The following is a 23,890-nucleotide window of genomic DNA, read 5'->3' on the forward strand; positions in this document are numbered from 1 at the left end:
AATTATTGCAAATGGATTTTTTTTTAAATAATTACACTTTAATAATTCATTTTGTTGAAGTGATTGCTGCTATTACTGGAATTTTTTACTTAAAAAAATTCAGCAAGACACCGGTGAAATACTTTATATATTTTCTTGTTTATGTGGCAATTATAGAATTGATTGGTGCATATCCAACTTATGTAGAAAAATTCGAGTATTTATCTGAAGTGAAAGAGTTATTAAGGGGAACAAAGTTTGAAGAAAATTATTGGTGGTATGCTATTTTTTGGACTATTGTGAGTGCTGTATTTTATTCGTTCTATTTTCGTGAATTTTTAGAATCTTATAATTCTATTAAAACAATAAAATATATCACTTCAATATTTATAGTAAGTTCATTAGTGTATATAGCATTTAATTGGAATGCATTTTTTGTGTCATCCTTTTATTTTGTCAATATTTTTAGTGCTTCAGTCATATTGTTAACTGTAGTGTTATATTTTCTTGAAGTATTAAAAAGCCAGAAAATATTAACTTTTTATAAGTCTATAAATTTTTACATAGCTGCTGTATTGTTGGTTTTCTTTTTGATTAAGACGCCATTGATTTTTTATGATGTCTATTTTTCGCGTTCTGATATGGATTATTTAAGATTAAACGCCACAATTAATATTTTATGCATTGTTTTTATGTATGTAACCTTTACATTCGCTTTAATATGGTGCAAGCCTCGGAACATTTAGTAAGTACAAGTGCTGAAAGGTCTCTTTTGATTTATATGATTGCTGTTTTGGTAATTGTAACAGGATTGGTTATTCTTTTTTTTATGGTATTTCAAAAAAGGAAAAATCAAATGCTCCTTGATAAGATTAAACGTGAGCGTGAGTTTGAAGAAGAATTAGTAAAAACGCAGACAGAAATACAAGAACAAACACTTAAAAATATTGGACAAGAACTGCATGATAATGTTGGTCAATTGTTATCTGTAGCTAATATGCAATTAAGTTTAGTGGCTTCTTTAGCAAAAGATACAGTAAAGAATAAAGTTGACGATACAAAGAGGGTGATTAGTGAAGCGATTAAAGAAGTACGAGGCTTGTCTAAAGTGCTTAATAGTGAAGTAATATTAAACTTTGGTTTAAAAGAATCCATTCAAAATGAAATAGATAGATTGAATAAGTTAAAAAGTATTAGTTCTAAACTAACCATTGTAGGAGAGGTAAAAGAGCTACATAATAAAGATGCGATTATTCTCTTTAGAATATTTCAGGAGTTTTTATCTAACACTATTAAATATGCAGAAGCACAAAACTTTGATGTTAATTTAAGATATTTGGAGGATTGTTTAATTATCACTGCAAAAGATGATGGTAAGGGCTTTGATATAGAAACAATAAAAAAAGGTTCTGGTTTAATCAATATAAAAGATAGGTCTAGATTGATTAATACTAAATTCAAACTGATTTCTAAGAAAAACGAAGGTGCGAGCCTAGAATTGACTTATCCTTTTAATAAAATTAACCAAACCACTTAAACATCTTTTTTATTAGTCCTAATTTTCCTTTGTAAGGCGCATATCTAATTGAAGGATCAAACCATGTGCCTCTTTTAGAAATAGACTTTTGGTGCGAAAACATGTCAAAACCGTGTTTCCCATGATAAGCACCAATACCACTGGCTCCAACACCTCCAAAAGGTAGTCTGTGATTGCCGAAATGTATTAAAGGGTCATTAATGGCACCTCCTCCAAAACTGTAAGTATTAATAATTTGTTTGACAAATTGTTTGTTTTTCGAAAACACATAAAACGACAATGGTTTGTCGTAATGACTTATAATGTTATCAATATCTGAACTATCGTTATAACTTAAAATAGGAAGTATAGGTCCAAAAATTTCGTCTTGCATCAACTTACTTTGCAAAGTAGGATTATCTACTAGAGTGGGAGACATGTAGCATTCTTCAACATTGTAGTCGCCACCATAAACAATGTCTACATCTTCCAACATAGCTTTTAAACGGTTGGTGTTTCGTTTATTTATAATTCTCGGAAAATCTATTGATGCCTTTGGGTTTTCTCCATAAGAACTAATGATTTCTCTTTTTAAAGATTGTATTAGTTTTTCCTTTATTGAGGAATGAGCAATAATATAATCGGGAGAAATACATGTTTGCCCACCGTTAAAAAATTTACCCCAAACTATACGTTTTGCAGCAAGATTTAATTCTATAGTATCATCAACAATACAGGGTGATTTTCCACCAAGCTCTAGGGTTACTGGTGTTAAATGTTTTGCGGCAGCTTTGGCTACAATTTTTCCAACAGGAACACTTCCAGTAAAAAAGATATAATCCCATTTTTGTTCTAATAATTCGCTTGCTACAGAGATGCCTCCTTGAATAGAAGTCACATAGTTTTCTTTAAATATTTTTTTAATAATATCTGTAACTAATTGTGATGTATGTGTAGTTAGTTCGCTAGGTTTTACAACAACAGTATTGCCAGCAGCAATAGCCATTATTAAAGGTTCTATGGCTAGTAAAAATGGATAATTCCAAGGAGCAATTACTAGCACAGTTCCATAAGGCTCTTTATAAATGTAATCTGTAGCTGGAAATGTGAGCATTGAAGGTCTTACTCGCTTGGGTTTTGACCAAGATTTTAAATTTTTGAGGACGAGATTAATTTCGGAAATTACAATTCCATATTCGCTCATAAAAGACTCAAAAATTGATTTATTGTAATCTTTTTTTAAGGCATCATAAATATCATGTTCTCTAGAAACTATTTCTTGCTTTAACTTTTTAAGAATTTGAATTCTAAACGAAACGTCTTTAGTTTGTTGAGTTTTAAAGTACGCTTTCTGTTGTTGAAGTATATTAGGGATATTCAAGATTCTTTTTTTGCAAAGATACTAATTTAGTCATTACAAGCATCCCAAATTGGGTCGTTAGGAGTAGGAGCTATAACAGAGATTTGTTCTTTGCTAACAGGATGGATAAATTCTATTTTTCTAGAATGTAAATGAATGCTAGCATCTTTATTACTGCGATCAAAATCATATTTTAAGTCACCTTTTATTGATGAACCTATACTTGCCAACTGACAGCGTATTTGATGGTGTCTCCCAGTTTCTAAATTAATTTCTAACAAGACATAATTGTTCAATTGTTTTATTATGCAATAATGAAGAATGGCTTTTTTACTGTCTTTAATTTCATGATTATAAGCAGTAGACTTGTTGTTCTTGGGATTTTTTTTTAACCAATTAACTAGGGTAGCTTTTTCTTTATTTGGTCGTTCTTTCACAACAGCCCAATAGGTTTTGTTAACTTTTTTGTCAGAAAACAATTTATTTAATCTAGGCAATACTTTTGATGTCTTTGCAAATACAACTATTCCAGTCGTTGGTCTATCTAAACGATGGGTTACACCCAAATAGACATTTCCAGGTTTATTATACTTATCTTTAAGGAACTCTTTAATAACCTCGCTTAAGGGCTTATCTCCAGTTTTATCTCCCTGAACAATATCCCCAGCACGTTTATTAACAATGATGATGTGGTTGTCTTCGTAAAGAACTTGTAAATTTGATTTATTAGATAATGTCTTAGACATTGTATTTGCTAGTATTGTTCAGAATTTGATGGAAAATCAACTTTCTTAACGTCAGTTACATACTGAGAAATTGCATTTGTCATGTCTTCATATAGATTCATATAACGTCTTAAAAAACGTGGGTTGAATTCATGTGTCATTCCAATCATATCATGAAGTACAAGTACTTGTCCGTCAACACCATTTCCTGCACCAATACCAATAATAGGAATACTAACACTTTCGGCAACTTCTTTCGCTAGTTTTGCAGGGATTTTTTCTAATACAATAGCAAAACACCCTATGCGTTCTAACATTTTTGCGTCTTCGACTAACTGCAATGCTTCCTCTTCTTCTTTGGCACGTACTGTATAAGTTCCAAATTTATAAATGGATTGTGGCGTTAATCCTAAATGGCCCATCACAGGAATTCCAGCATTTAAAATACGCTTTATAGATTCCTTGATTTCTTTTCCACCTTCAAGTTTTACAGCATGTCCACCACTTTCTTTCATAATTCTAATAGCAGAACGAAGAGCTTCTTTTGGGTCACTCTGATAGCTTCCAAAAGGAAGATCCACAACAACCAAAGCACGCTCAATAGCACGAATAACCGAAGAAGCATGATAAATCATTTGATCTAACGTAATTGGTAATGTTGTTTCATGTCCAGCCATAACGTTACTTGCAGAATCACCTACTAGAATCACATCAACCCCAGCACCATCAACAATTTTTGCCATGGTATAATCGTAAGCTGTAAGCATAGATATTTTTTCACCATTACTTTTCATGTCAACTAATGACTTAGTAGTAACTCTTTTATATTCTTTTTTTGCTGTTGACATAGTTGTATAGATTATATGCGTAAAAATAGTAAATTAACAGAAAGCTATTTATACTGTTGTGTTTTTCTTTATTTCTTTTTTGTACTTTTAATCACAATTAAAATAAATAATATGTTACGAATTTTACTTTTATGTGTGTGCTTATCTACTACAGCTATGTATGCGCAAAACGATGAAACGGCTAAAGTTAAAGCAGCAATAGATACTTTTTTTGAAGGTTTTCATAAAGGAGATACTCTAATGATGAAAACTGTTATGTATGATAAATTTACTACACAAACGGCTTTTAAAGATAAAGATGGAAATGATGTATTACGAAGCAGTGAATCTACCGATTTAGTAAACGCTATTGCAAATAGGCCAGAAACCGAAAAATGGGACGAACGTTTATTAGATTATCATATTAAAGTTGATAATAATATGGCAAATGCTTGGACACCTTACGAGTTTTGGCGAAATGGAAAGTTTAGCCATTGTGGTGTTAATTCTTTTCAGTTATTTAACGATAATGGACAATGGAAGATTATATACCTAATCGATACTAGGCAACGAACTGGTTGCAATGAAGGAAAAAATTAACAATCAGATAAACTAACTCTAACAGCTAAACCTCCTTCGGAGGTTTCTTTGTATTTGGTATGCATGTCTTTTGCTGTTTCCCACATGGTATTTACAACTTCATCTAATGGTACTTTTACATTTTTTGGGTCTGTTTCTAAAGCTAACTCAGCAGCATTTATGGCTTTTATTGCTCCCATTGAGTTTCGCTCAATACAAGGAATTTGTACCAATCCAGCTATTGGGTCGCATGTAAGTCCTAAATGATGTTCCATAGCAATTTCGGCAGCAATTAATACTTGATCTGGAGAACCTCCTAAAACTTCGCACAAGGCACCAGCTGCCATAGCTGCTGATACGCCAATTTCTGCTTGACAACCACCCATAGCAGCACTAATAGTAGCTCCTTTCTTAAAAATGCTACCAATTTCCCCAGCTACCAATAAGAATTGCTTTATGTCTTTAAAATCTGCTTCATGGTTTTCAATAACCAAATAGTACATTAAAACAGCAGGAATAACGCCAGCACTTCCATTGGTTGGAGCAGTTACGACACGACCTAATGATGCATTAACCTCATTTACACTTAATGCAAAACAACTAACCCATTTTAATATCTGTCGAAATTTCACTTCTGTATTTCTAATAGCTTTTAGCCATTCTTTTGGATTTTCGTATGTATAATCACCTATTAGTTTGTGGTGCATATCAAATGCTCGTCGCCTAACGTTAAGTCCTCCGGGTAGATTTCCCTCGGTATGACACCCAACATACATGCATTCTAACATTGTGTTCCATATGCGACCCATTTCATAGTTAATATTGTCATCACTACGTAATGATTTTTCATTTTCTAGTACAACTTGTGAAATAGATTTATTCAATTCGTTGCAATATTTTAAAAGTTCATTGCCTTTAGCAATTGGATATGGAAATGTTTTAAATATTTCTTTATTTTTTTTGGCATTTTTGCGCTCTTCTTTCACCACAAAACCACCACCAATTGAGTAAAATTTAGAACTAGATTTTTTACCATTGATGGTTGCAGTAAACTTCATTCCATTAGCATGAAAAGGAAGGAATTTTCGGTTATAAATAATATTGGTTTCTGGATTAAACTCTATAGATTTTTCATTGTTAAAAGCTAGTGTGTTTGTGTTTTTAACCGAAGCAATAATAATATCGATAGATTCAGTTGGAATAACTTCTGGGTCAGCACCACTTAAACCGAGTATAATAGCCAAATCTGTTGCGTGTCCTTTTCCTGTTAGAGATAATGATCCATAAAGATCCACAGAAATTTTTTCAACTTCATCAAATTTGTTTGCTCCTTTTAACTCATTAATCCAGCGCTCTGCAGCTCGCCAAGGTCCTAAGGTGTGTGAACTAGACGGTCCTACACCTATTTTTAGCATATCAAAAACAGAAATACATTCCATTAACTTATACCTTTTAGTGTTTGGGCAAATATAAATGTTGTGAGTTTATAATTGAGGAAATAACTATTAATTATTTTGTATAAAAAAAGCCTGAAAATTTACTTTCAGGCTTTTTAGCTTTATATAGATTTTCTATTATCTAAAATCAATACTTTGAATATTGATAGAGCTTAGTACTGCATTAATATCTGTTACATCTACACCATCAATATTATCAGCAGGCACAACTACAACTCTAAATACCTGATCAAGAGTCCAAACATCATCTAAAGAAGTGAAATCTGAAGTGCCATCTAAAAAGAAGCGTACATCGTCTTGTGTGAAGTCGAAATTATAAACCAAGTTACTACCATCGTCAAAGTAAACAGTTTGTGGCATCAAACGCCATATATCTTGACCGTTATCTGTATCCCATAAAATGTAAACTAAAGTAACATCGGTTGGTAATACTTCAAATCCGTAAGCTTCTATGTATTCAAAATTATTGGTATCATTAAAATCAACTTCTATTTCAAAAGCAGAAGATGCAATAATTTCGCCATCTAATCCATCCAGCCCATCTAAGCCATCAAATCCAGGGGGACCCATTGGACCTTCACAGGCAGTTAATAATAAGGCTAGTACTGTAAATAAAGATAATATACGTTTCATAAGATTTTAGTTTTGTTTTTATACCTATCAAATCACGTACCAAAAATGACAACCAGAAAAATATATTTTAAAAACCATTCTGACATGATGTCATATTTTTTGACATGGCATAATGATTGACTATAACAAGTTGTATTAAAAAACAATACAAGTTTTAGAAAATATGACAGAAGTATTAAAAACAAAGAACAATCAATTTACCCAAAAACTAAACGCTTCAAAAAAAGCCCACGTTTGGAACTCTAAAAGACGTTATAGCAACCTTAGGTAAATTTAAGACAACACAACAAAATAAAGAATTAATAAAGTTATGAGTAAAATTATTGGAATCGACTTAGGAACAACAAACTCTTGTGTTTCTGTTATGGAGGGTAACGAACCAGTAGTAATCCCAAATGCAGAAGGAAAGCGTACAACGCCATCTGTAATTGCCTTTGTAGAAGGAGGAGAGATTAAGGTTGGTGATCCAGCAAAACGTCAAGCAGTAACTAACCCTACTAAAACGGTTTATTCGATTAAACGTTTTATGGGTAATAAGTATTCTGAGTCTAAAAAAGAAGCAGAGCGTGTACCATATAAAGTGGTAAAAGGTGATAACGATACACCAAGAGTAGATATCGATGGTCGCTTATATACACCTCAAGAATTATCGGCTATGATTCTTCAGAAAATGAAGAAAACTGCTGAAGACTATTTAGGAACAACTGTTAGTGAGGCTGTTATTACAGTACCAGCTTACTTTAACGATTCTCAACGTCAAGCTACTAAAGAAGCAGGTGAGATTGCAGGTTTAAAAGTTCGTAGAATTATTAACGAGCCAACAGCTGCAGCTCTAGCTTATGGAATGGACAAAAAAGGTACAGACCAAAAAATAGTAGTATTTGATTTTGGTGGAGGTACACATGATGTATCTATCCTTGAATTAGGAGATGGTGTATTTGAAGTATTATCTACCGATGGTGATACGCACTTAGGAGGTGACGATGTCGATGAAAAAATCATTAACTGGTTAGCAGACGAGTTTGAAAAAGAGGAATCTATGGATTTACGTAAAGACCCAATGTCTTTACAACGTTTAAAAGAAGCTGCTGAAAAAGCGAAGATTGAATTATCATCTTCTGCCCAAACAGAAATCAATTTACCATATATCACAGCTACTGCTAGTGGACCAAAACACTTGGTGCGTACGTTAACACGTTCTAAATTCGAGCAATTAATTGACGATTTGGTAAAACGCACTATTGAGCCTTGCGCATCTGCATTAAAAGCTGCTGGTTTGTCAAAATCAGATATTGATGAAGTAATTTTAGTAGGTGGTTCTACACGTATTCCTGCAGTACAGGAAGCTGTTGAGAAGTTCTTCGGAAAAACACCAAGTAAAGGTGTAAACCCTGATGAGGTTGTATCTCTAGGTGCTGGTATTCAAGGTGGTGTATTAACTGGAGATGTTAAGGATGTATTACTTTTAGATGTAACACCTTTATCACTAGGTATTGAAACTATGGGTAATGTATTTACAAAGCTAATTGAGGCTAATACAACAATCCCAACTAAAAAATCACAAGTGTTTTCGACAGCTGCAGATAATCAGCCATCGGTAGAAATTCATGTACTACAAGGTGAACGTGCTATGGCGGCAGATAATAAAACTATTGGACGTTTTCACTTAGACGGTATTCCACCAGCAAGACGTGGTACACCGCAAATTGAAGTTACGTTTGATATTGATGCCAATGGTATTATTAAAGTATCGGCAGAAGATAAAGCAACTGGTAAGAAACAAGATATTCGTATTGAAGCATCTTCTGGTTTAACTGAAGAAGAAATCCAAAAGATGAAAGCTGATGCTGAAGCAAATGCTGAAGCTGATAAAGCAGCTGTAGAAATTGCTCAAAAATTAAATGAAGCAGATTCTATGATTTTTCAAACAGAAAAGCAGCTAGAAGAGTTTGGGGATAAATTATCTGATGATAAAAAGAAACCAATCGAGGATGCTCTAGAAGAATTGAAAAAAGCTTATGAGTCTAAGGATTTAGAGGTAATTACACCAGCTTTAGATAAAATAAACGAAGCTTGGAAAGTTGCAAGCGAAGAAATGTATAAAGCACAAGCCGAAGCACAACAAGGTAGTGAAGCTCCAGGACCTGATGCTAGTCAAAATGGACAAGAAGAGGGTAGTGATGTGGAAGACGTAGACTTTGAAGAAGTAAAATAAGTTATTTTAACATTTATATTAAGAAAAAGCGCAACCATTTTTGGTTGCGCTTTTTTAGTTAAAAACTTTCTTTAGTTATAAAACATTACCGTCTCCATCTACTTTTATTCTGATAACTTCTCCAGAATTGGTAAGCTTTAATTTATATTGCTTTTTAGCTATACCATCTTTGCTTTCGTATTTTACTGTATAAACATCACTAGCAATTGCCCAATTTGGAAATTTTTTTGTGACCTTATTACGGATATTCATAGGTAATTTTACATCTTTATATCTTTCAATAGTTCTAATAAGTTTACCATTATCGTCATAGGCAGCAACGATATAACCATCAGGAATATAAAAAGTGACAGAATAAGTGTCGTATTCATCATTGTATAATTCTGTGTTTTTTAAATTATACATTGCAACTTTGTCTTCTAAATTTTTCACATTCATATCGGCTACATTTGTATCAACTGCGCTTAAATATTTATAGTTTACAGCTTTAATTGTTACCTCTGGTAGTTTTGTGATTTGTGAAAACATTTGGGTGGTTAGCCCAAAAAGAAATAAACCAAGAATCAATTTTTTCATAATTTCTTATTTTTATGGGTTAATAAAAGAAAGTTACTCTTTAATTAACTAACCCACAATGATATTGGTCATGTTGATTATTTGTAATCTTATAAACATTCAAAAACAATTATGCATGCATAATAATTATTATATTTGTTCAAATTAAATTTTAATGACAACAAAACTCACAGAACTTCTTCAAATTACATATCCAGTAATTCAAGCGCCAATGTTTTTGGTGTCAAACACTAAAATGGTAATAGAGGCCATGAAAGGTGGAATCGCTGGTTGTATTCCTGCACTAAATTATAGAACACTTGATGAACTACGAGTAGCTATAAAGGAGTTAAAAGAGGCTAAAGTAGAAGGTGGTTCGTTTGGTTTTAATTTAATAGTCAATAAATCTAATGTTAAGTATAGAGGACAACTTGAAGTATTGTGCGAAGAAGGTTGCGATTTTATAATCACTTCTTTAGGTAGTCCAGAAGAAACTATAAAGCAGGCTCATAAAGCTGGTATCAAAGTATTTTGTGATGTAGTAGATTTAAAGTTTGCCAAAAAAGTAGAGCATTTAGGAGCAGATGCTATCATCGCTGTGAATAATCAAGCTGGAGGACATAGAGGTGATACATCTCCAGAGGAGTTAATTAAACATTTAGTTGCAAATTGTAGTATTCCAGTCATTTCGGCTGGAGGCGTTGGTTGTAAAGCAGATATTGATAGAATGTTAAGCTATGGAGCAGCTGGTGTCTCAGTTGGTAGTCCATTTATTGCGTCTGTTGAAGCTAATGTCACCGACGAGTACAAACAAGCTTGTGTAGAATATGGCGCAGACGACATTGTAGTCACTGAGCGTATTTCAGGAACACCTTGCACAGTGATTAATACACCTTATGTACAAAAAATTGGTACTAAAGCCACTTGGATTGAAAATTTACTCAATAAAAATAAGAAACTTAAAAAATGGGTAAAAATGATTCGTTTTTCAATAGGAATGAAAGCCACGGAAAAAGCTGCTACTAAGGCAACTTATAAAACCGTTTGGGTTGCAGGACCAAGTATAGAACATACTAACAAAATTTTACCAACAAAAGCAATAGTTGAGAGGTTGGTAAACTAAACATCTCATTTCTTTTTGTATCTTAATCTCCTCATAATTTTATTATGACCAAATGCCTCGTGGTCATATGAATTAACACTATCTAAGATGACAAGAAAACTAAAAAGAATTAGAAGCTGGATTAATGCACAATGGCTAAAAATTAAACCAGGCAAGCAAGCTGTTAAAGGAGCTTCTAGAACACTATTAGGCGCAGTTGTTTTATGTTGGCTAATTTTTTCGCTTAGATTGGTTTTTGGTATAAATGACCCATGGATTCTTGTATTTGCAGCAGCAATGCTACTATTGTTTTGGCTTAGTTCTTTACTGATAGTTAAAGCTATTAAATTGCTAAATAGCATTCCGAAAGGTCTAAAAATAGTACTTTTCACTTCTATTCCATTATTGTTTTTCATGTTTGATAATCCTATAATCGCTATAGCGTTTATAGTTATTGTATCGTTACTAGGTGCTTCCATTTTTGTATTAAGAAAAACTGGAATCAAATCTTTAACAAGAATAAAAAAGGGGATAGTGGTTCTAGGGCTTTTATTAGGAATTGGAGGTTTGGTTTTTTCTTTTGTGTCATACAGTACTAAAGGCTATGATGTAGATAAAATGGTTAATGCAGCACACCAATCTATAGATAAAATAGAACCGTTACAATTTGAATCTCCTGCAACTAAAGGAACATACACAGTAAAACAATTAACCTATGGTAATGGTAATGATAAGCGTAGAGTAGAATATGGAAAAGACGCTACCATTAAAACAGAATCAGTAAATGGTGTCCCTTTTATCGATAACTGGGTAGGTTTTAGTGGTTGGGCTAGAGAAAAAATTTGGGGATTTGATTACAAAGAACTACCAATTAATGGTCGTGTTTGGTACCCAGAGGGTGATGGTCCTTTTCCGTTAGCGCTTATCGTGCATGGTAATCATTCAATGCAAGACCATTCAGATCCTGGATATGATTATTTAGGAGAATTATTGGCGTCGCGAGGTATTATACTAGCTTCAGTTGATGAAAATTTCATAAATGGAGGATGGACCAATATTTTTGGAGGTCTTGATGAAGAAAACGATGCTAGAGGTTGGCTGCTCTTAGAACATTTAAAGGTATGGCATGAGTGGAATGACAAATCTGAGAATCCGTTCTATAAAAAAATTGACACCTCAAATCTGGCTATAATTGGTCATTCTAGAGGTGGTGAAGCTGTTGCAATTGCTGCTATGATGAATAAACTGCCTTATTATCCGGATGATGCTTCTATTAAACTAGATTATAATTTCAATATAAAATCGGTTGTTGCCATTGCTCCAGTTGATGGTCAATATAAACCAGGAAATAGCGGAACAAAATTTAAAGATGTTAATTATTTCGTCATTCATGGTGCCCAAGATGCCGATGTACGTTCTTTTATGGGGTCGCAGCAATACGAACGTATTGCATTTAAAGACAGTGCCTACTATATGAAGTCAGGACTTTACGTTTATGGTGCTAATCATGGTCAGTTTAATTCAACTTGGGGAAATAACGATCAAGGATTTTCATTTACTGGAATGTTAAACCTTAAGCAATTATTATCCGAAGAAGACCAACAAGAAATTGCCAAAGTATATATAAGTGCTTTTTTGGATGCTACTTTAAAAGATAAGAAAGAGTATTTACCTCTTTTTGTTGATGCTCGTAAAGGAAAGAATTGGCTGCCCGAAACCATTTATTTAAATCAGTTTGAAGATTCGACAAGTGAATATGTTAGTGGTTTTGATGAAGATTTTGATGTCGTTACAACTAGTAAAAAAGGAAAAATTAGTTCTAAAAACTTAACCGTTTGGCGTGAAGAAGAAATAAAATTAAAGTGGCAACAAAAGGGTAGTCGTGCGTTGGTTTTGGGATGGGATTATGAACTTGAAGATGAAGAAGAAGCTATACCTAATGAAAAATTAGCAAGTTATTCAATTCATATAGATTCTAATGCTGTTGATACTGATTTATCAAAAGCATTTGTGTTTTCAATGGCAGAATCTACCGAAAGCTCAAACCCAAAAACCAAAGGTAAATGGGTTGATGATAATGAAAAAAATGAGTCGAATGAGGAGGAAGAAAAAGATGAAGAAGAAACAGAGAAGGATGAGAAAGATGAAGAAGATGGGAAAGACGAGCCTAAACAACCTATAGATTTTTCAATCTTATTTGAAGATTTTAAAGGAGAATCCATAAAATTTTCTTTGAGTGATTTTTCACCTTTGCAGCGTGAAATAGAGTCTGTTATCATGAAGATAGATTTCTTGACTGGCGATAATGAATCTGAAAAAATATTCCAAACGTTTTACTTTCCAATTAAAAAAGTGAGTGAAAAGAATCCGAGTTTTGATATTACTAGCTTAAAAAAGATTACCTACTTGTTTGATAAAAGCAATAAAGGTGTCGTAGTTATTGATAATGTAGGGTTTATGAATGTTATAGAATAGTAGCTGTTTTTTTAATTTATAATTCTTTTTTCTTTCGATTTAAGTATATAAAAACAATAACTCCTGCAATAATTAGAACCCAAACACCAATACTAAAGAAAGCTTTAATAATCCCTATTATTATATTTTCTTCTAGATTGGGTATAGTGGACATTCCAGAAGCATCGCTTGATATATAAAGGGTGAAGCCAAAATTATTGTCGACTTCCTTTAAGTCTTTTTGATATTGCAGAATTTCATTATTTGTAATATGGTTTTTTTGTGTTTTAAGTATGTGTGTAACTTCAACTTGATTTGATTTTTTGTTGTAATCTACTTTCCAATCATAATAAAATCCAGCTGAGTTAATCATAGAAAAATCATTAGAAACATTCCAAGTGGTTGGTAAATTAATCTTGATATCGTGATATTTGTTTATTGGGTAAGCAATTGCAAATTCATTATTTCTTTCTTCTTTTGATGATGGGTAAAGTATGCCGCTAAGTGTAGATGGAATGAAAGAAGCTGAGATAAAATTCTCCTTATTTTCCATGGGTGTCCACAAACTATCTATTTGATATTCTTCATAAACCCTAAATTCATTTTCCTGAACGTTATCTTTAATTTGTGGAGTTTGAAGAGAAGTTACTTTACTGTAATAATTTGCATAAAAATTTTCGAAATCATTTTTTATTGATTTTAAACTATTCATTTTAAAATAGCTTCTCATGTTATCAGCATCACCATCATAGTATACAGAAGTTACTTTTAAATTTGCGCCCCCACCAATTTCATCAAGTGTAAACTCTTCAACTGTTTCGGTTCTATTATTCTCTGAAGCTTCAATTTTGTCAAACTCAAAGTTATTTTTCTTAATGACCAAACCGTACTCATAATCTGGAAAGTAAGTTTTATAATAGTTACCACCTTGATTAGTCATTGTGGGGTCAAACCACTGCTCGTTTTCATTCTTATCAATCACCTTAACAACGCAGTGGTCAAAAAACTTTGGTGATGGTAAAAATTCTTCAATGGTATGTTTTAGTGTTGTGTTAACAAGCATTGGGTATGCTTCAATATTCATTTTATTAAGCATAGTAGTCATTAGTAAACTCTTGTCTTTACAATCCCCAAAACGTTGCTCTAATACCTTACTTGGAGGGAAGGGTTGGTAAGCTCCTATGCCATATTCTAACCCTAAATATCTAATTTCATTTTGTACAAAATCCAACGTGGCCTTTACCTTTTCTCCTTGAGTTTCGAAAGCATTATTTATTTCTTCAATTTTATCAAGCAGTTCATTGCTTAAATTACCTTGCTTACTAAAAACTTCAACACTCCAATCTACTACTTCTTTCCATGAATCATAATTAGAAACAAGTACCATATCGTAAATAATTTTCCATGATGGAGTATTGTCTTCAAACTCAACTTGCTCAGGATTAGAAACTCTCCAAGAGTATTTAATTAAGTTATCGCTTTTGGTTATAGTTGGCTCTTTGGCTGAGTTAAATAGCTTATATTTAATCTTTTCTCGAGTAAGTATGTCTACATTAAGGAATCCAACAGGTTCATAATCATTTAAATAGAAACTAGATGAAAATTTATTTTTGTGAATTGGATTAAATCCTGAAATTGAATACGAATAATCAATGATGTCTCCAGTTCTTACATCAGAGATATTCATTATCGCTGAGAGTGACCCATCGTATAAATAATTTTCTGAATTCATTTCCCTTCTAATAACTTGAAAATGCTCAGGATTTAATTTCTCAATAATTTTTCCATCTCTGATGATATTTATTGTATGAAATTTCAACTTCTGATAAGTAGGATCATACTCTGTGCTAATTGTAGATGCGCTTTGTATTCCAACATTGTCAATTACCTCTGTCACTATTCTATAATACACTATTTTTTTTGGTACATGGACTTGTTGGTCAAAAAGTAAAATTGCTGTTCCTTGAGTAACATTGTCTTTATTTATTTTCGCTTCTTTATAATCAACTTCGCTTACCCATGATGGAGTAACTGCTTTTGAGACTTGAGCTTTAACAGTAGGTATTAGAAATAGTAAGAAAAGAATTGCTAAGCTTATTTTTTTCATAATAATGTAGAGGTAAATTCGTGGTAAAAATAGATTTATGTAATATTACTATTTTATAAGAATCATTTAGAAAAACTTCGATTAGTTGTTTCTTTTTTTCTTTGTAAAAAGGTTTAGACTAATACTTATGGTTAATCCACCAGCTGAGGTTGCAACAAATTCACCTGTATCAAATTTGTTTCCTTTTTTGGTGCTATCATAAATTTCTTTCGTTAAACCAGCTAGGGCAGAAGCACCTAAACTCATCCAAAACGCTTTTTGTTTATTTTTGGTTTTAGTGTAAACAAAGGTATAAGTCGCTCCAGAAATTAAAGCCCCAGCTCCAAGATGCAATTTATCATCATCAGAGATAAATTGAGCGTTGCAATTACTAGAAAACGCAAAAAACACAATTATAAAAGCTATTATAAATTTCATATTATTCGTAGATTTAGATTATTAAAATAACCTATAATTCAAAACCGAAATAAAATATTAGACATTTTGTATATTATTGCCTATTAACTGCAAATCATTATGTGGGAAGAAAAATTAGAAGTTTATGATGCCTTAGTTGCTAGATGCGATCGTTTTAAAAGAAAAGGCAAAACGATGCCTTATACATCGGCAAATGGCTGTATGTTTTCATTATTCAATAAAAATTGTGAGATAGGTATTAGGTTTTCTAAAGAAGTTCAGGAAAAGTATATTAGCCAATTCAATTCTTCTATTTACAAGTCTTATGGAGCTGTTATGAAAGGTTATGTACTTATACCAGAAACAATGCTTAAAGATTTAGATCGTGTCGCCAAATATTTAGATGAGAGTTATGATTCTGTAATCAGTCTAGAACCAAAATAGTTCTGTTTTAATTACTTGTAATAATTATTAGTATCTTGTCATTTAACTGCCCCTTTTTTTATACTTAACCTGAAATTTGCATAAGTATAATTCATATAAAGTATAATTCATGAAATTTAAAAAGTATCTATTACTTGGTTTGATAACCGTTCTATGGTCATGCAAATCAGCTAGCAATCAAAATGTGTCAAAAAATGATAATATGCCAAAGAATGTCATTCTATTAATTGGTGATGGCACAGGCTTATCACAAATATCTTCAGCTTTTTTCTTTAAAGAAACGGCACCAAATTATGGTCGATTTAACCATATTGGATTAATTAAAACATCATCAGCTATTGAAGATGTTACTGATTCTGCAGCTAGTGGAACTGCGTTTGCAAGTGGTATAAAAACATATAATGGCGCTATTGGAGTGGCAATCGACTCAACTGAAGTAGCAACTATTGTAGAAATTGCAACACCAAAAAACATTAAAACTGGTGTTGTTTCAACATCTTCTATTGTGCATGCAACTCCGGCAAGTTTTTATGCACATGCTTTAAGAAGAGGATATTATGAAGAAATAGCCTCAGATATGGTTGCTTCTGATATTGATTTCTTTTCTGGAGGAGGTACTAAGTTTTACACTAAAAGAAAAGATGGTAGAGATCTATTAGCAGAATTAAAAGCAAAGAACTTTATTGTAGACACAACAAAACTAGGTGATTTCAATAGCATTAAATCGTATTCTAAAGTAGGCTATTTGTTTGGGCCTGAACATATGCCACCAACTGCAAAAGGACGTGGAGATTACCTTCCTAAAGCGACTCAATTGGGAATAGATTTTCTTAAAAAGGATAACTCTAATTTCTTTTTAATGGTCGAAGGGTCCCAAGTAGATTGGGGAGGACATGCTAATGATGCAGATTATTTAATTTCTGAATTGATTGATTTTGATGATGCCATTGGAAAAGCTTTAGATTTTGCCGAAAGAGATGGTAATACTTTAGTAGTGGTAACTGCCGATCATGAAACAGGAGGTTTTACATTAGCATCAAAAACAAAAAAGACAGAAGATGGAAGAGAGTATAGTGATTATTCTGAGACAGAAGGTATCTTTTCGACTGGAGGGCATTCTGCAACATTAATTCCAGTGTTTGCTTATGGTCCAGGAGCCGAAGAATTTTCGGGAATTTATGAAAATACAGAGATCTTCCATAAAATCATGAAATTAACGAAATGGAAAAACAGTAAGTAGGCATTGGTAAGTACTAACCAACTAAAACATTAATTATGAAGCATAATATTTTTCTTTTATCAGTTGTATTACTTTTTGTTTTTGTTGGATGTAAAAACGAAGGAGACATAGATAAATATTCTTATAACCTTGGTGTTATTGGTGCATTTTCAGAATTAGTTAACTCAGGAACAAAGCAACTCGCTTTGAGTGCAACATTAACTTCTGAAGATATGAATGCTTTTATTGATGATGCCAAAAATAAGGCCTCAGAACATGATGTATCTATATATAGAGAATCCGATTTAATCGTTACTAACTTATTCCCAGCAGATATTGCTAAAGACTTGGATGTACTATTATTGTTTCAAGGAACTACATTGGATGAATACCTTGCATTAAAAGAAGATGTAGTTAAACATAAAAGTGAAGGAACTTATAATCTAGAAGCTCAATTAGATATTTCTAGGCGTTTTGGAAGAATGCTAAGCTATAGTCCAAGAAAAATTAACAAACTAATTTCTCAAAACACGTCTTTTAGAACTATGGATGATTTTGGGATTAAAGCTCATAACGTGTTCCTGTATTATAAAGATGTAGAAAAAGCAACAGAGTTCTATTCAAAAATACTTGGTTTGGAAGTTGTGGCAGATTACGGTATGGCGTCCATACTTAGAGTCACTCATGATTCGTACATAATTATTGTTGATGCTGCTAAGGGCATGCATACAGCCGAAGAACCAAAAACAGTAGCAATTGCTTTGTTAACTGATAAACTTGAAGAATGGTATAACTATTTAAAAGAGCAAAACGTCGAGATAAAGTATGAGTATAAACCAAAACAAGGAGGTGCACATGATGGTTTTGTTGCTGTAGATCCAGAAGGTTATTTACTCGAGTTCGAGATGTTTAAACAGCATCCAGAAAATGAACCATTTATTCCTATTCTTGAACAAAATAAGTATAAACAAGTAAATGCAAGTAATGAAAGTACAGTGCCTGAAGGTTTAGGTTTTCACTCTACCATCACATGGTTGTATTATAAAGATGTATTGGCAATGCAAAATTTTTACGAAAATGTATTCGGTTTAGAACTAGTTGCAGACCAAGGATGGGCAAAAATTTATAGAGTTTCAGAAACTGCTTTTTTAGCGATTGTTGATGAGCGACGTGGCATGCATAAGTTTTCTAAAGATAAAGCTGTTAATGTTGGGTTTATTATAGACGATATTGAGGGTTGGTTTAAGTATGTACAAGAGCATGAACCATTTAAATTGCGTACTGAAAAACTAGAAATAGAATCTGGTAAAAAGTACACAGCGTTTGTAGGCTACGGACCAGAAGATTATTATTTAGAATTTGACTTTTTTCATCCTCATCAATTAAATACAAGGCTTTTAGAATATCTAAATCCGGAAGATTAAATTACTATGATTAAATTTTTTAGAAAAATTAGACAGCAACTTCTCAAAGAAAACAAATTCAGTAAATATATTCTCTACGCAATTGGTGAAATTATTTTGGTAGTTATTGGAATATTAATCGCGCTACAAATTAACACTTGGAATACAGAAAAGTTATTGATTGATAAGGAAATAAAGCATCTAATAGAAATTGATAGAGATTTAAAATCTAATGTTGAAAATTTTGAGGAATTAATTAAAACTCAAGGTGTAGTGATAGAAAAGATTGATTTTCTACTAAATAACATTAAAGAGAAAAAGCCGTATTCTTTTGATTTTAGTAAAAATTTGCAATCTGTAAAAGGAATAGAAGAAATTGAGATTATTACTACGGGTTTTAATACTCTTAGTTCTTTTGGAATGGATAATATTAGAACAGATAGTTTGCGTTCTGAAATCGTGTTATTATTTGATCATGAATACCCTAAAAATCAAAGTTTATTTAAAGACCTTGGTCGTATGCATCATGAATCACTTGTTATCCCTATTATGTTAAAATATTTTACAAATGGTCAAGGAGCAATTCCAATTCCAAACAATTATCAAGAACTACTTGAAAACAATGAATTTGTTAGTATGTTAGGTACACGTAGAAATGTAAAAGCTGCCTTAATAAGGTATTTAAATAAGATGATAGAAGATTCAAATTTGTTAAGAAAACAAATTCAGGAAGAATTAAAAAAATAAATCGATAACCAGTGATTAAATTCTTTCGAAAAATAAGATATAACCTTATGGAAAAAGGAAAAACAGGCAAATACTTTAAATATGCTATTGGTGAGATAGTACTCGTTGTTATAGGAATATTAATAGCCTTGAGTATTAATACATGGAATGAAAACAGGATAAATAAAAATCTAGAGCAAGAACTATTAAGCAATCTGTTAAGTGATGTAGAAGTAGATATAGAAAACCTTAAGGATCTTGATAGTATTTCTGAACTTGCTTTAATTGCTAAAAAAAAGATATTAAGTTATATAAAAGGAGAGGAACTATCTCGTGATAGTGTGTTTTATTTCGTTTCAAAATCAGGATATACCAACAGTTTTAGTGCAACGACCATTACCTATGATGAGATGAAAAACTCTGATGCATTTAAAATTATTAGCAGCAAGGAAATTAGGAGAGAGATCGCAGTATTATATAAACAATATGAAAAAGTTAAGGCTAGCGAGGATTGGTATTTTATAGGTCACTTAACGCTTAGGGACATAAGAATTGAAGATTTTTCAACAGGATCATTGTATCAAATTGGAATTGGTGAAATCAGTAATCTAGATCAAGTTATAGATCAAATAAAAACAAACAGACAGTTTAAAAATGCGTTAGTATCAAATTATGCATCAACACAACATGAAGTCTATAAGGAAAGTCTTGAAAAAGCTAAACAGTTTAAAAATAAATTAATTATGTACCTAAAAAATGATTAAATTCTTTCGTAAAATACGCTATAACCTTATGGAACAAGGCAAAACAGGTAAATACTTTAAATACGCTATTGGCGAAATAGTTCTAGTAGTTATTGGAATATTAATTGCCTTGTCAATTAATAATTGGAATGAAAACAAAAAAGCCAACATCAAATTAAATAAGTTATTAGTAAATGTTTTTAACGATCTTGAAGTTGATCTTGCAACAACTCAGGAAACTATTGATTATTATAGAAATAAAGACACACTTGCTAATAAAATAATCAATGGTGAATTATCTGCGTCTTATTATAAGAAAAATTCAATTCTAAACCCTATATTCTCTAATTATAGAACATATCGCATCACAGATATGGGCTATAACGCATTAATGCAAAATACTGAAAATATACCTAGTGAGTATGAAGAACTCATAGCTGATTTAAATCGACAATATATTATAACTGCAGAGGGTATAGAATCTAATTTGACGCTATTTGCAAGTATTGTTGAAAGTACAAGAATGCGTTATACTCTCAATTTCCCATGGTATAGTCAGAATGATTCTGTTAGCAATGAAAAAAGATGGCAACATTTAGCAAATGATCCAATTTACAAAAATGAAGTGCAATTGTATCAAAGGTATGGTCGCAACTTTTCGCAATATGTGAGAGAATTTTACCAACAAGGTTTCCCCTTATTTCTTTCATTAAAAGCGACTATAAATGACACAAGTGCACTACCAAGTTTTTTTCCATCAAACGCTGAAGGTTTTGAGAATGTTAAATCCGATTATATTGGCAAATATTTAAACCCTTCAGGGAATGAATTTAGTATAAAGGAAAAAAATGGTTTTCTGTTTATTTATACTAATGATAGACCTTTATCTATATTATCTATGATTTCCAAAAACAAATTTAAAAACCATACTAATGGGCGGGTTTTAACATTTTTAAGAGATGAATCAAACAAGGTTATTGGTTGGCACAATGGAGCTATAACCTATAATACAGTAGACGTTAATGATTAAATTCTTTAGATTATCGAAACAGTGCGGAGCGTTTATAAAAGGTTTGGCAAACCTTTTTAGCGAACGAGCCAGCTTGTCGTGCTGGAAAAAACAAATTAGAATGTCCAGTGGACATTTGGTTGAGATAGCCGCTTGCGGACATATGATAAACAAAAACATCAATTAATGATAAAGTTTTTTAGGAAGATTAGATACAACCTTATGGAACAAAACAAAACAGGCAAATACATCAAGTATGCTTTAGGAGAAATCCTATTGGTAATGATTGGAATCTTATTAGCACTTCAGGTTAATAATTGGAATGAAAAGAAAAAACAGGATGCCGTTTCCATAAAGTTTTTGGAGAATTTAAAAAAAGAAGTTATTCAAAATGAAATTACGCTCAAAGTAAAGCTTGCAGACCATCACTTGGTTGTAACCAAAACAACAGAATTATTAGAACTAATGGAGCTAACCCCTAGAGAAATAAATTCTTCTAAATTAGACACTCTAATGTTCGCTATGTTGCTTATGCCAGAATTTAAGCCAATAAAAACTTTTATTAATTCTGAAAACCTTGGATTAATTAATGATGATGATTTAAAAAACTTAATTGGCTTATGGAGTCATAATTTTGATCAATACGTATACGATCTTAAAATAATTTACGATCTCTATTACAATAATATTTATGATTTTATGCAACATAACTATCAAATGAAAAACGTAAAAAGTGAATATATAAATTTAAGCGAAAGTAAGTTTAAAGTAAATTCTATAAACATATTAAGTAGCGCGGTTTTTGAGAACCATGTAACAATGAAAAAACTTAATGCCGACAACGTCTACGAGGGAGCTTTAGAAATCTCAGAAATTCAACAAAAAATTATTGAAAAAATCAACGAAAAGCTAGCAATTGACAAATGATTAAATTCTTTCGTAAAATACGATATAACCTCATGGAAACAGGAAAAACAGGCAAGTACTTTAAATACGCTATTGGTGAGATAGTATTAGTGGTTATCGGTATATTAATTGCATTACAAATTAATAATTGGAATGAAAACCGAAAAAAAATTGTGCAGGAGGTGTTTATTCTTGAAAAATTACAATTTGATATTGCATTAGATTTAAGTGCAATATCAATTGAATTGACAGACATTGATAATAATATAAATGAATTAACTTTTTGTACTGATGCCATTTTAGGTAAGACGGAGCCAACTCGAGAAGAATTTATCAAAAACCTAAATTCATTATTAACAATTAGTCTTTTTGACCAAAACCAAACAACTTTCAATAATATAGTGTCGTCTGGCCAAATAGAATATATACAAAATCAAGCCTTAACAGATTCGATAACAAAATATTATAATTACGATTATAAAGGTTGGGATACAGCTTTACGAGATTACACTAGAAATATTACAGCACCTTTTATGTTAAATTTCGATCATATACCACAGGCTAATCTTGGTGATAGAGGTTTTGATGATTTTATTAAAATTGATATTAACCAATCTAAAATAAAACCTAAAACTTTGGAAGATTATCGAAATGAAGTGTTTTTTTTAAACACCTTACGTCAGAAAATATGGAACATGGAAGGGCAAAAAATTCAATATCAAAACTTAAAGAAAATGATGTTTCAATTAAGTAATCAAATAGACAGCGAATTAAAAAAATCTAAATGATAAAATTCTTTAGAAAAATACGATACAACCTTATGGAAACAGGAAAAACAAGCAAGTACTTTAAATACGCTATTGGCGAAATTGTTCTGGTTGTTATCGGGATTTTAATAGCATTAAGCATTAATAATTGGAATGAAGGGAGAAAGAACGACCGAAAAGAATCTCTATTAATTAAAAATATAATAGAAGACCTAAGTCTAGATTCGGTCCATATTAACAAAGCTTTGGATGAATTGGCTAGTCAAATGGATGTTATTGACGATTTGATTGGCAAGGCACTTGATGGTAAAAAAACATTGAATTATGACTTAATTGGGCTTGTCCGATATTCATCAGACTTCAGACCAATATCTCAACGAAATCATGCTGAATCTGTGAGTAATTTAGAAAATGAATTTATGCGAAAAACAATTCAAAACTATTTTTTAAAGGAAGATCAAGTATTGGATATTTTTAAGGAGTATGAAGGTATTATTCATAACAAAGTTAGGCCTCATTTAAGTGATGTTGGGATGCACAATCTTAAATCACTTTATGAAAAACCAGATTATATAGATAATGTGCTACTTCATCCTCAAGTTCTTGAAGAACAATTGAAAAATGTAAAATTTCAACAACTTCTTTTTGAGCGCCGACTTAAAACGGGCTCATTTAAAAGATTTTTGGAGGAACTAAAGATGGACAATCAAGAGCTTATTATAATTCTAAGTAAGAACAATAATTATTAATAAATTTTTAAAGTTAAAT

General features: G+C 31.8%; 23 protein-coding genes. 15 read left to right on the forward strand and 8 right to left on the reverse strand.

Annotation, left to right across the window (positions count from 1 at the left end; all coding sequences use genetic code 11):
* The first annotated feature begins 11 nt into the window (after positions 1–11).
* Complete coding sequence (locus tag HB672_RS09645; protein WP_167611600.1) at positions 12–725, forward strand: hypothetical protein; 714 nt, start codon at positions 12–14, stop codon at positions 723–725.
* Positions 701–1,516 carry a histidine kinase gene (locus tag HB672_RS09650; protein WP_244306600.1) on the forward strand — a complete coding sequence of 272 codons (816 nt, stop codon included), beginning with the start codon at positions 701–703 and terminating at the stop codon, positions 1,514–1,516. Before HB672_RS09645 ends, HB672_RS09650 begins: the two co-directional genes overlap by 25 nt.
* Here HB672_RS09650 and HB672_RS09655 read toward each other — a convergent pair.
* Genes HB672_RS09655 through panB form a run of 3 tightly spaced genes read right to left on the reverse strand, consistent with a single transcriptional unit; the run spans position 1,500 to position 4,428 of the window.
* Entirely contained in the window at positions 1,500–2,876 is a 1,377-nt protein-coding gene (locus tag HB672_RS09655) for an aldehyde dehydrogenase (RefSeq protein WP_167611603.1), read from the reverse strand. The genes HB672_RS09650 and HB672_RS09655 overlap by 17 nt on opposite strands.
* A gap of 26 nt (positions 2,877–2,902) precedes the next feature.
* Positions 2,903–3,601, reverse strand: a complete 699-nt coding sequence (locus tag HB672_RS09660) for an RNA pseudouridine synthase (RefSeq protein WP_167611606.1) — start codon at positions 3,599–3,601, stop codon at positions 2,903–2,905.
* Between the two features lie 8 nt (positions 3,602–3,609).
* Complete coding sequence (panB, locus tag HB672_RS09665) at positions 3,610–4,428, reverse strand: 3-methyl-2-oxobutanoate hydroxymethyltransferase (RefSeq protein WP_167611609.1); 819 nt, start codon at positions 4,426–4,428, stop codon at positions 3,610–3,612.
* Positions 4,429–4,539: 111 nt separating this feature from the next.
* Here panB and HB672_RS09670 point away from each other — a divergent pair, with 111 nt between their 5' ends.
* Entirely contained in the window at positions 4,540–5,007 is a 468-nt protein-coding gene (locus HB672_RS09670; protein WP_167611612.1) for a nuclear transport factor 2 family protein, read from the forward strand.
* On the opposite strand, the gene HB672_RS09675 is transcribed toward HB672_RS09670, so the two are convergent.
* Together HB672_RS09675 and HB672_RS09680 are read right to left on the reverse strand one after the other, a co-directional pair.
* Positions 5,004–6,425 (reverse strand): L-serine ammonia-lyase, encoded by a 1,422-nt coding sequence (locus HB672_RS09675; protein ID WP_167611616.1) that lies wholly within the window; start codon positions 6,423–6,425, stop codon positions 5,004–5,006. The genes HB672_RS09670 and HB672_RS09675 overlap by 4 nt on opposite strands.
* Positions 6,426–6,560: 135 nt before the next feature.
* Positions 6,561–7,076 carry a hypothetical protein gene (locus HB672_RS09680; RefSeq protein ID WP_167611619.1) on the reverse strand — a complete coding sequence of 172 codons (516 nt, stop codon included), beginning with the start codon at positions 7,074–7,076 and terminating at the stop codon, positions 6,561–6,563.
* A gap of 310 nt (positions 7,077–7,386) precedes the next feature.
* On the opposite strand from HB672_RS09680, the gene dnaK reads away from it, so the two are divergent.
* Complete coding sequence (dnaK, locus tag HB672_RS09685) at positions 7,387–9,291, forward strand: molecular chaperone DnaK (protein ID WP_167611623.1); 1,905 nt, start codon at positions 7,387–7,389, stop codon at positions 9,289–9,291.
* A 75-nt stretch (positions 9,292–9,366) separates the two neighbouring features.
* Here dnaK and HB672_RS09690 read toward each other — a convergent pair whose 3' ends face one another.
* The gene (locus tag HB672_RS09690; RefSeq protein ID WP_167611626.1) at positions 9,367–9,867 is read right to left on the reverse strand and encodes a nicotinate-nucleotide adenylyltransferase; all 501 of its coding nucleotides are present in this window, start codon (positions 9,865–9,867) and stop codon (positions 9,367–9,369) included.
* Positions 9,868–10,021: 154 nt separating this feature from the next.
* Here HB672_RS09690 and HB672_RS09695 point away from each other — a divergent pair, with 154 nt between their 5' ends.
* Both HB672_RS09695 and HB672_RS09700 read left to right on the forward strand, forming a co-directional pair.
* Positions 10,022–10,969, forward strand: coding sequence for a nitronate monooxygenase (locus tag HB672_RS09695; protein ID WP_167611629.1), 948 nt, complete (start codon positions 10,022–10,024; stop codon positions 10,967–10,969).
* A gap of 87 nt (positions 10,970–11,056) precedes the next feature.
* A complete protein-coding gene (locus HB672_RS09700; RefSeq protein WP_167611632.1) occupies positions 11,057–13,423 on the forward strand; it encodes a hypothetical protein in 2,367 nt (788 codons plus the stop codon).
* 16 nt (positions 13,424–13,439) lie between these two features.
* On the opposite strand, the gene HB672_RS09705 is transcribed toward HB672_RS09700, so the two are convergent.
* Entirely contained in the window at positions 13,440–15,509 is a 2,070-nt protein-coding gene (locus HB672_RS09705) for a DUF3857 domain-containing transglutaminase family protein (RefSeq protein ID WP_167611635.1), read from the reverse strand.
* A gap of 81 nt (positions 15,510–15,590) precedes the next feature.
* Positions 15,591–15,926 carry a hypothetical protein gene (locus HB672_RS09710; RefSeq protein ID WP_167611638.1) on the reverse strand — a complete coding sequence of 112 codons (336 nt, stop codon included), beginning with the start codon at positions 15,924–15,926 and terminating at the stop codon, positions 15,591–15,593.
* Positions 15,927–16,025: 99 nt separating this feature from the next.
* Here HB672_RS09710 and HB672_RS09715 point away from each other — a divergent pair, with 99 nt between their 5' ends.
* The 9 genes from HB672_RS09715 to HB672_RS09755 all read left to right on the forward strand — a co-directional run bounded on the left by HB672_RS09715 (position 16,026) and on the right by HB672_RS09755 (position 23,871).
* Complete coding sequence (locus HB672_RS09715) at positions 16,026–16,349, forward strand: hypothetical protein (RefSeq protein WP_167611641.1); 324 nt, start codon at positions 16,026–16,028, stop codon at positions 16,347–16,349.
* Positions 16,350–16,458: 109 nt separating this feature from the next.
* Positions 16,459–17,589 carry an alkaline phosphatase gene (locus HB672_RS09720; RefSeq protein ID WP_167611645.1) on the forward strand — a complete coding sequence of 377 codons (1,131 nt, stop codon included), beginning with the start codon at positions 16,459–16,461 and terminating at the stop codon, positions 17,587–17,589.
* Between the two features lie 35 nt (positions 17,590–17,624).
* The gene (locus HB672_RS09725) at positions 17,625–18,992 is read left to right on the forward strand and encodes a VOC family protein (protein ID WP_167611648.1); all 1,368 of its coding nucleotides are present in this window, start codon (positions 17,625–17,627) and stop codon (positions 18,990–18,992) included.
* 6 nt (positions 18,993–18,998) lie between these two features.
* On the forward strand, positions 18,999–19,718 hold the full coding sequence (locus HB672_RS09730) for a hypothetical protein (protein ID WP_167610402.1): 720 nt from the start codon (positions 18,999–19,001) through the stop codon (positions 19,716–19,718).
* Between the two features lie 47 nt (positions 19,719–19,765).
* Entirely contained in the window at positions 19,766–20,461 is a 696-nt protein-coding gene (locus HB672_RS09735) for a DUF6090 family protein (protein ID WP_167611651.1), read from the forward strand.
* Positions 20,462–20,489: 28 nt separating this feature from the next.
* Positions 20,490–21,470 (forward strand): DUF6090 family protein, encoded by a 981-nt coding sequence (locus HB672_RS14760; RefSeq protein ID WP_280115287.1) that lies wholly within the window; start codon positions 20,490–20,492, stop codon positions 21,468–21,470.
* Positions 21,471–21,671: 201 nt separating this feature from the next.
* Positions 21,672–22,376: a DUF6090 family protein gene (locus HB672_RS09745; protein ID WP_167611655.1), complete on the forward strand. Its 705-nt coding sequence runs from the start codon at positions 21,672–21,674 to the stop codon at positions 22,374–22,376.
* Positions 22,373–23,143, forward strand: a complete 771-nt coding sequence (locus HB672_RS09750) for a DUF6090 family protein (RefSeq protein WP_167610405.1) — start codon at positions 22,373–22,375, stop codon at positions 23,141–23,143. The genes HB672_RS09745 and HB672_RS09750 overlap by 4 nt, the downstream gene beginning before the upstream one ends.
* Positions 23,140–23,871, forward strand: a complete 732-nt coding sequence (locus tag HB672_RS09755) for a DUF6090 family protein (RefSeq protein ID WP_167610408.1) — start codon at positions 23,140–23,142, stop codon at positions 23,869–23,871. Before HB672_RS09750 ends, HB672_RS09755 begins: the two co-directional genes overlap by 4 nt.
* Positions 23,872–23,890: the final 19 nt, after the last annotated feature.

This window comes from Gaetbulibacter sp. S0825 (assembly GCF_011777505.1).
Classification (GTDB): domain Bacteria; phylum Bacteroidota; class Bacteroidia; order Flavobacteriales; family Flavobacteriaceae; genus Pontimicrobium.

What these genes read in the sequence shown, in the direction of transcription:
- HB672_RS09645 (WP_167611600.1), top strand. Translation starts at nt 12, where the DNA reads ATGGATTTTTTTTTAAATAATTACACTTTAATAATTCATTTTGTTGAA.
- HB672_RS09650 (WP_244306600.1), top strand. Translation starts at nt 701, where the DNA reads ATGGTGCAAGCCTCGGAACATTTAGTAAGTACAAGTGCTGAAAGGTCT.
- HB672_RS09660 (WP_167611606.1), bottom strand. Translation starts at nt 3,601, where the DNA reads ATGTCTAAGACATTATCTAATAAATCAAATTTACAAGTTCTTTACGAA.
- panB (WP_167611609.1), bottom strand. Translation starts at nt 4,428, where the DNA reads ATGTCAACAGCAAAAAAAGAATATAAAAGAGTTACTACTAAGTCATTA.
- HB672_RS09670 (WP_167611612.1), top strand. Translation starts at nt 4,540, where the DNA reads ATGTTACGAATTTTACTTTTATGTGTGTGCTTATCTACTACAGCTATG.
- HB672_RS09675 (WP_167611616.1), bottom strand. Translation starts at nt 6,425, where the DNA reads ATGGAATGTATTTCTGTTTTTGATATGCTAAAAATAGGTGTAGGACCG.
- HB672_RS09680 (WP_167611619.1), bottom strand. Translation starts at nt 7,076, where the DNA reads ATGAAACGTATATTATCTTTATTTACAGTACTAGCCTTATTATTAACT.
- dnaK (WP_167611623.1), top strand. Translation starts at nt 7,387, where the DNA reads ATGAGTAAAATTATTGGAATCGACTTAGGAACAACAAACTCTTGTGTT.
- HB672_RS09690 (WP_167611626.1), bottom strand. Translation starts at nt 9,867, where the DNA reads ATGAAAAAATTGATTCTTGGTTTATTTCTTTTTGGGCTAACCACCCAA.
- HB672_RS09695 (WP_167611629.1), top strand. Translation starts at nt 10,022, where the DNA reads ATGACAACAAAACTCACAGAACTTCTTCAAATTACATATCCAGTAATT.
- HB672_RS09700 (WP_167611632.1), top strand. Translation starts at nt 11,057, where the DNA reads ATGACAAGAAAACTAAAAAGAATTAGAAGCTGGATTAATGCACAATGG.
- HB672_RS09705 (WP_167611635.1), bottom strand. Translation starts at nt 15,509, where the DNA reads ATGAAAAAAATAAGCTTAGCAATTCTTTTCTTACTATTTCTAATACCT.
- HB672_RS09710 (WP_167611638.1), bottom strand. Translation starts at nt 15,926, where the DNA reads ATGAAATTTATAATAGCTTTTATAATTGTGTTTTTTGCGTTTTCTAGT.
- HB672_RS09715 (WP_167611641.1), top strand. Translation starts at nt 16,026, where the DNA reads ATGTGGGAAGAAAAATTAGAAGTTTATGATGCCTTAGTTGCTAGATGC.
- HB672_RS09720 (WP_167611645.1), top strand. Translation starts at nt 16,459, where the DNA reads ATGAAATTTAAAAAGTATCTATTACTTGGTTTGATAACCGTTCTATGG.
- HB672_RS09725 (WP_167611648.1), top strand. Translation starts at nt 17,625, where the DNA reads ATGAAGCATAATATTTTTCTTTTATCAGTTGTATTACTTTTTGTTTTT.
- HB672_RS09730 (WP_167610402.1), top strand. Translation starts at nt 18,999, where the DNA reads ATGATTAAATTTTTTAGAAAAATTAGACAGCAACTTCTCAAAGAAAAC.
- HB672_RS09735 (WP_167611651.1), top strand. Translation starts at nt 19,766, where the DNA reads ATGGAAAAAGGAAAAACAGGCAAATACTTTAAATATGCTATTGGTGAG.
- HB672_RS14760 (WP_280115287.1), top strand. Translation starts at nt 20,490, where the DNA reads ATGGAACAAGGCAAAACAGGTAAATACTTTAAATACGCTATTGGCGAA.
- HB672_RS09745 (WP_167611655.1), top strand. Translation starts at nt 21,672, where the DNA reads ATGGAACAAAACAAAACAGGCAAATACATCAAGTATGCTTTAGGAGAA.
- HB672_RS09750 (WP_167610405.1), top strand. Translation starts at nt 22,373, where the DNA reads ATGATTAAATTCTTTCGTAAAATACGATATAACCTCATGGAAACAGGA.
- HB672_RS09755 (WP_167610408.1), top strand. Translation starts at nt 23,140, where the DNA reads ATGATAAAATTCTTTAGAAAAATACGATACAACCTTATGGAAACAGGA.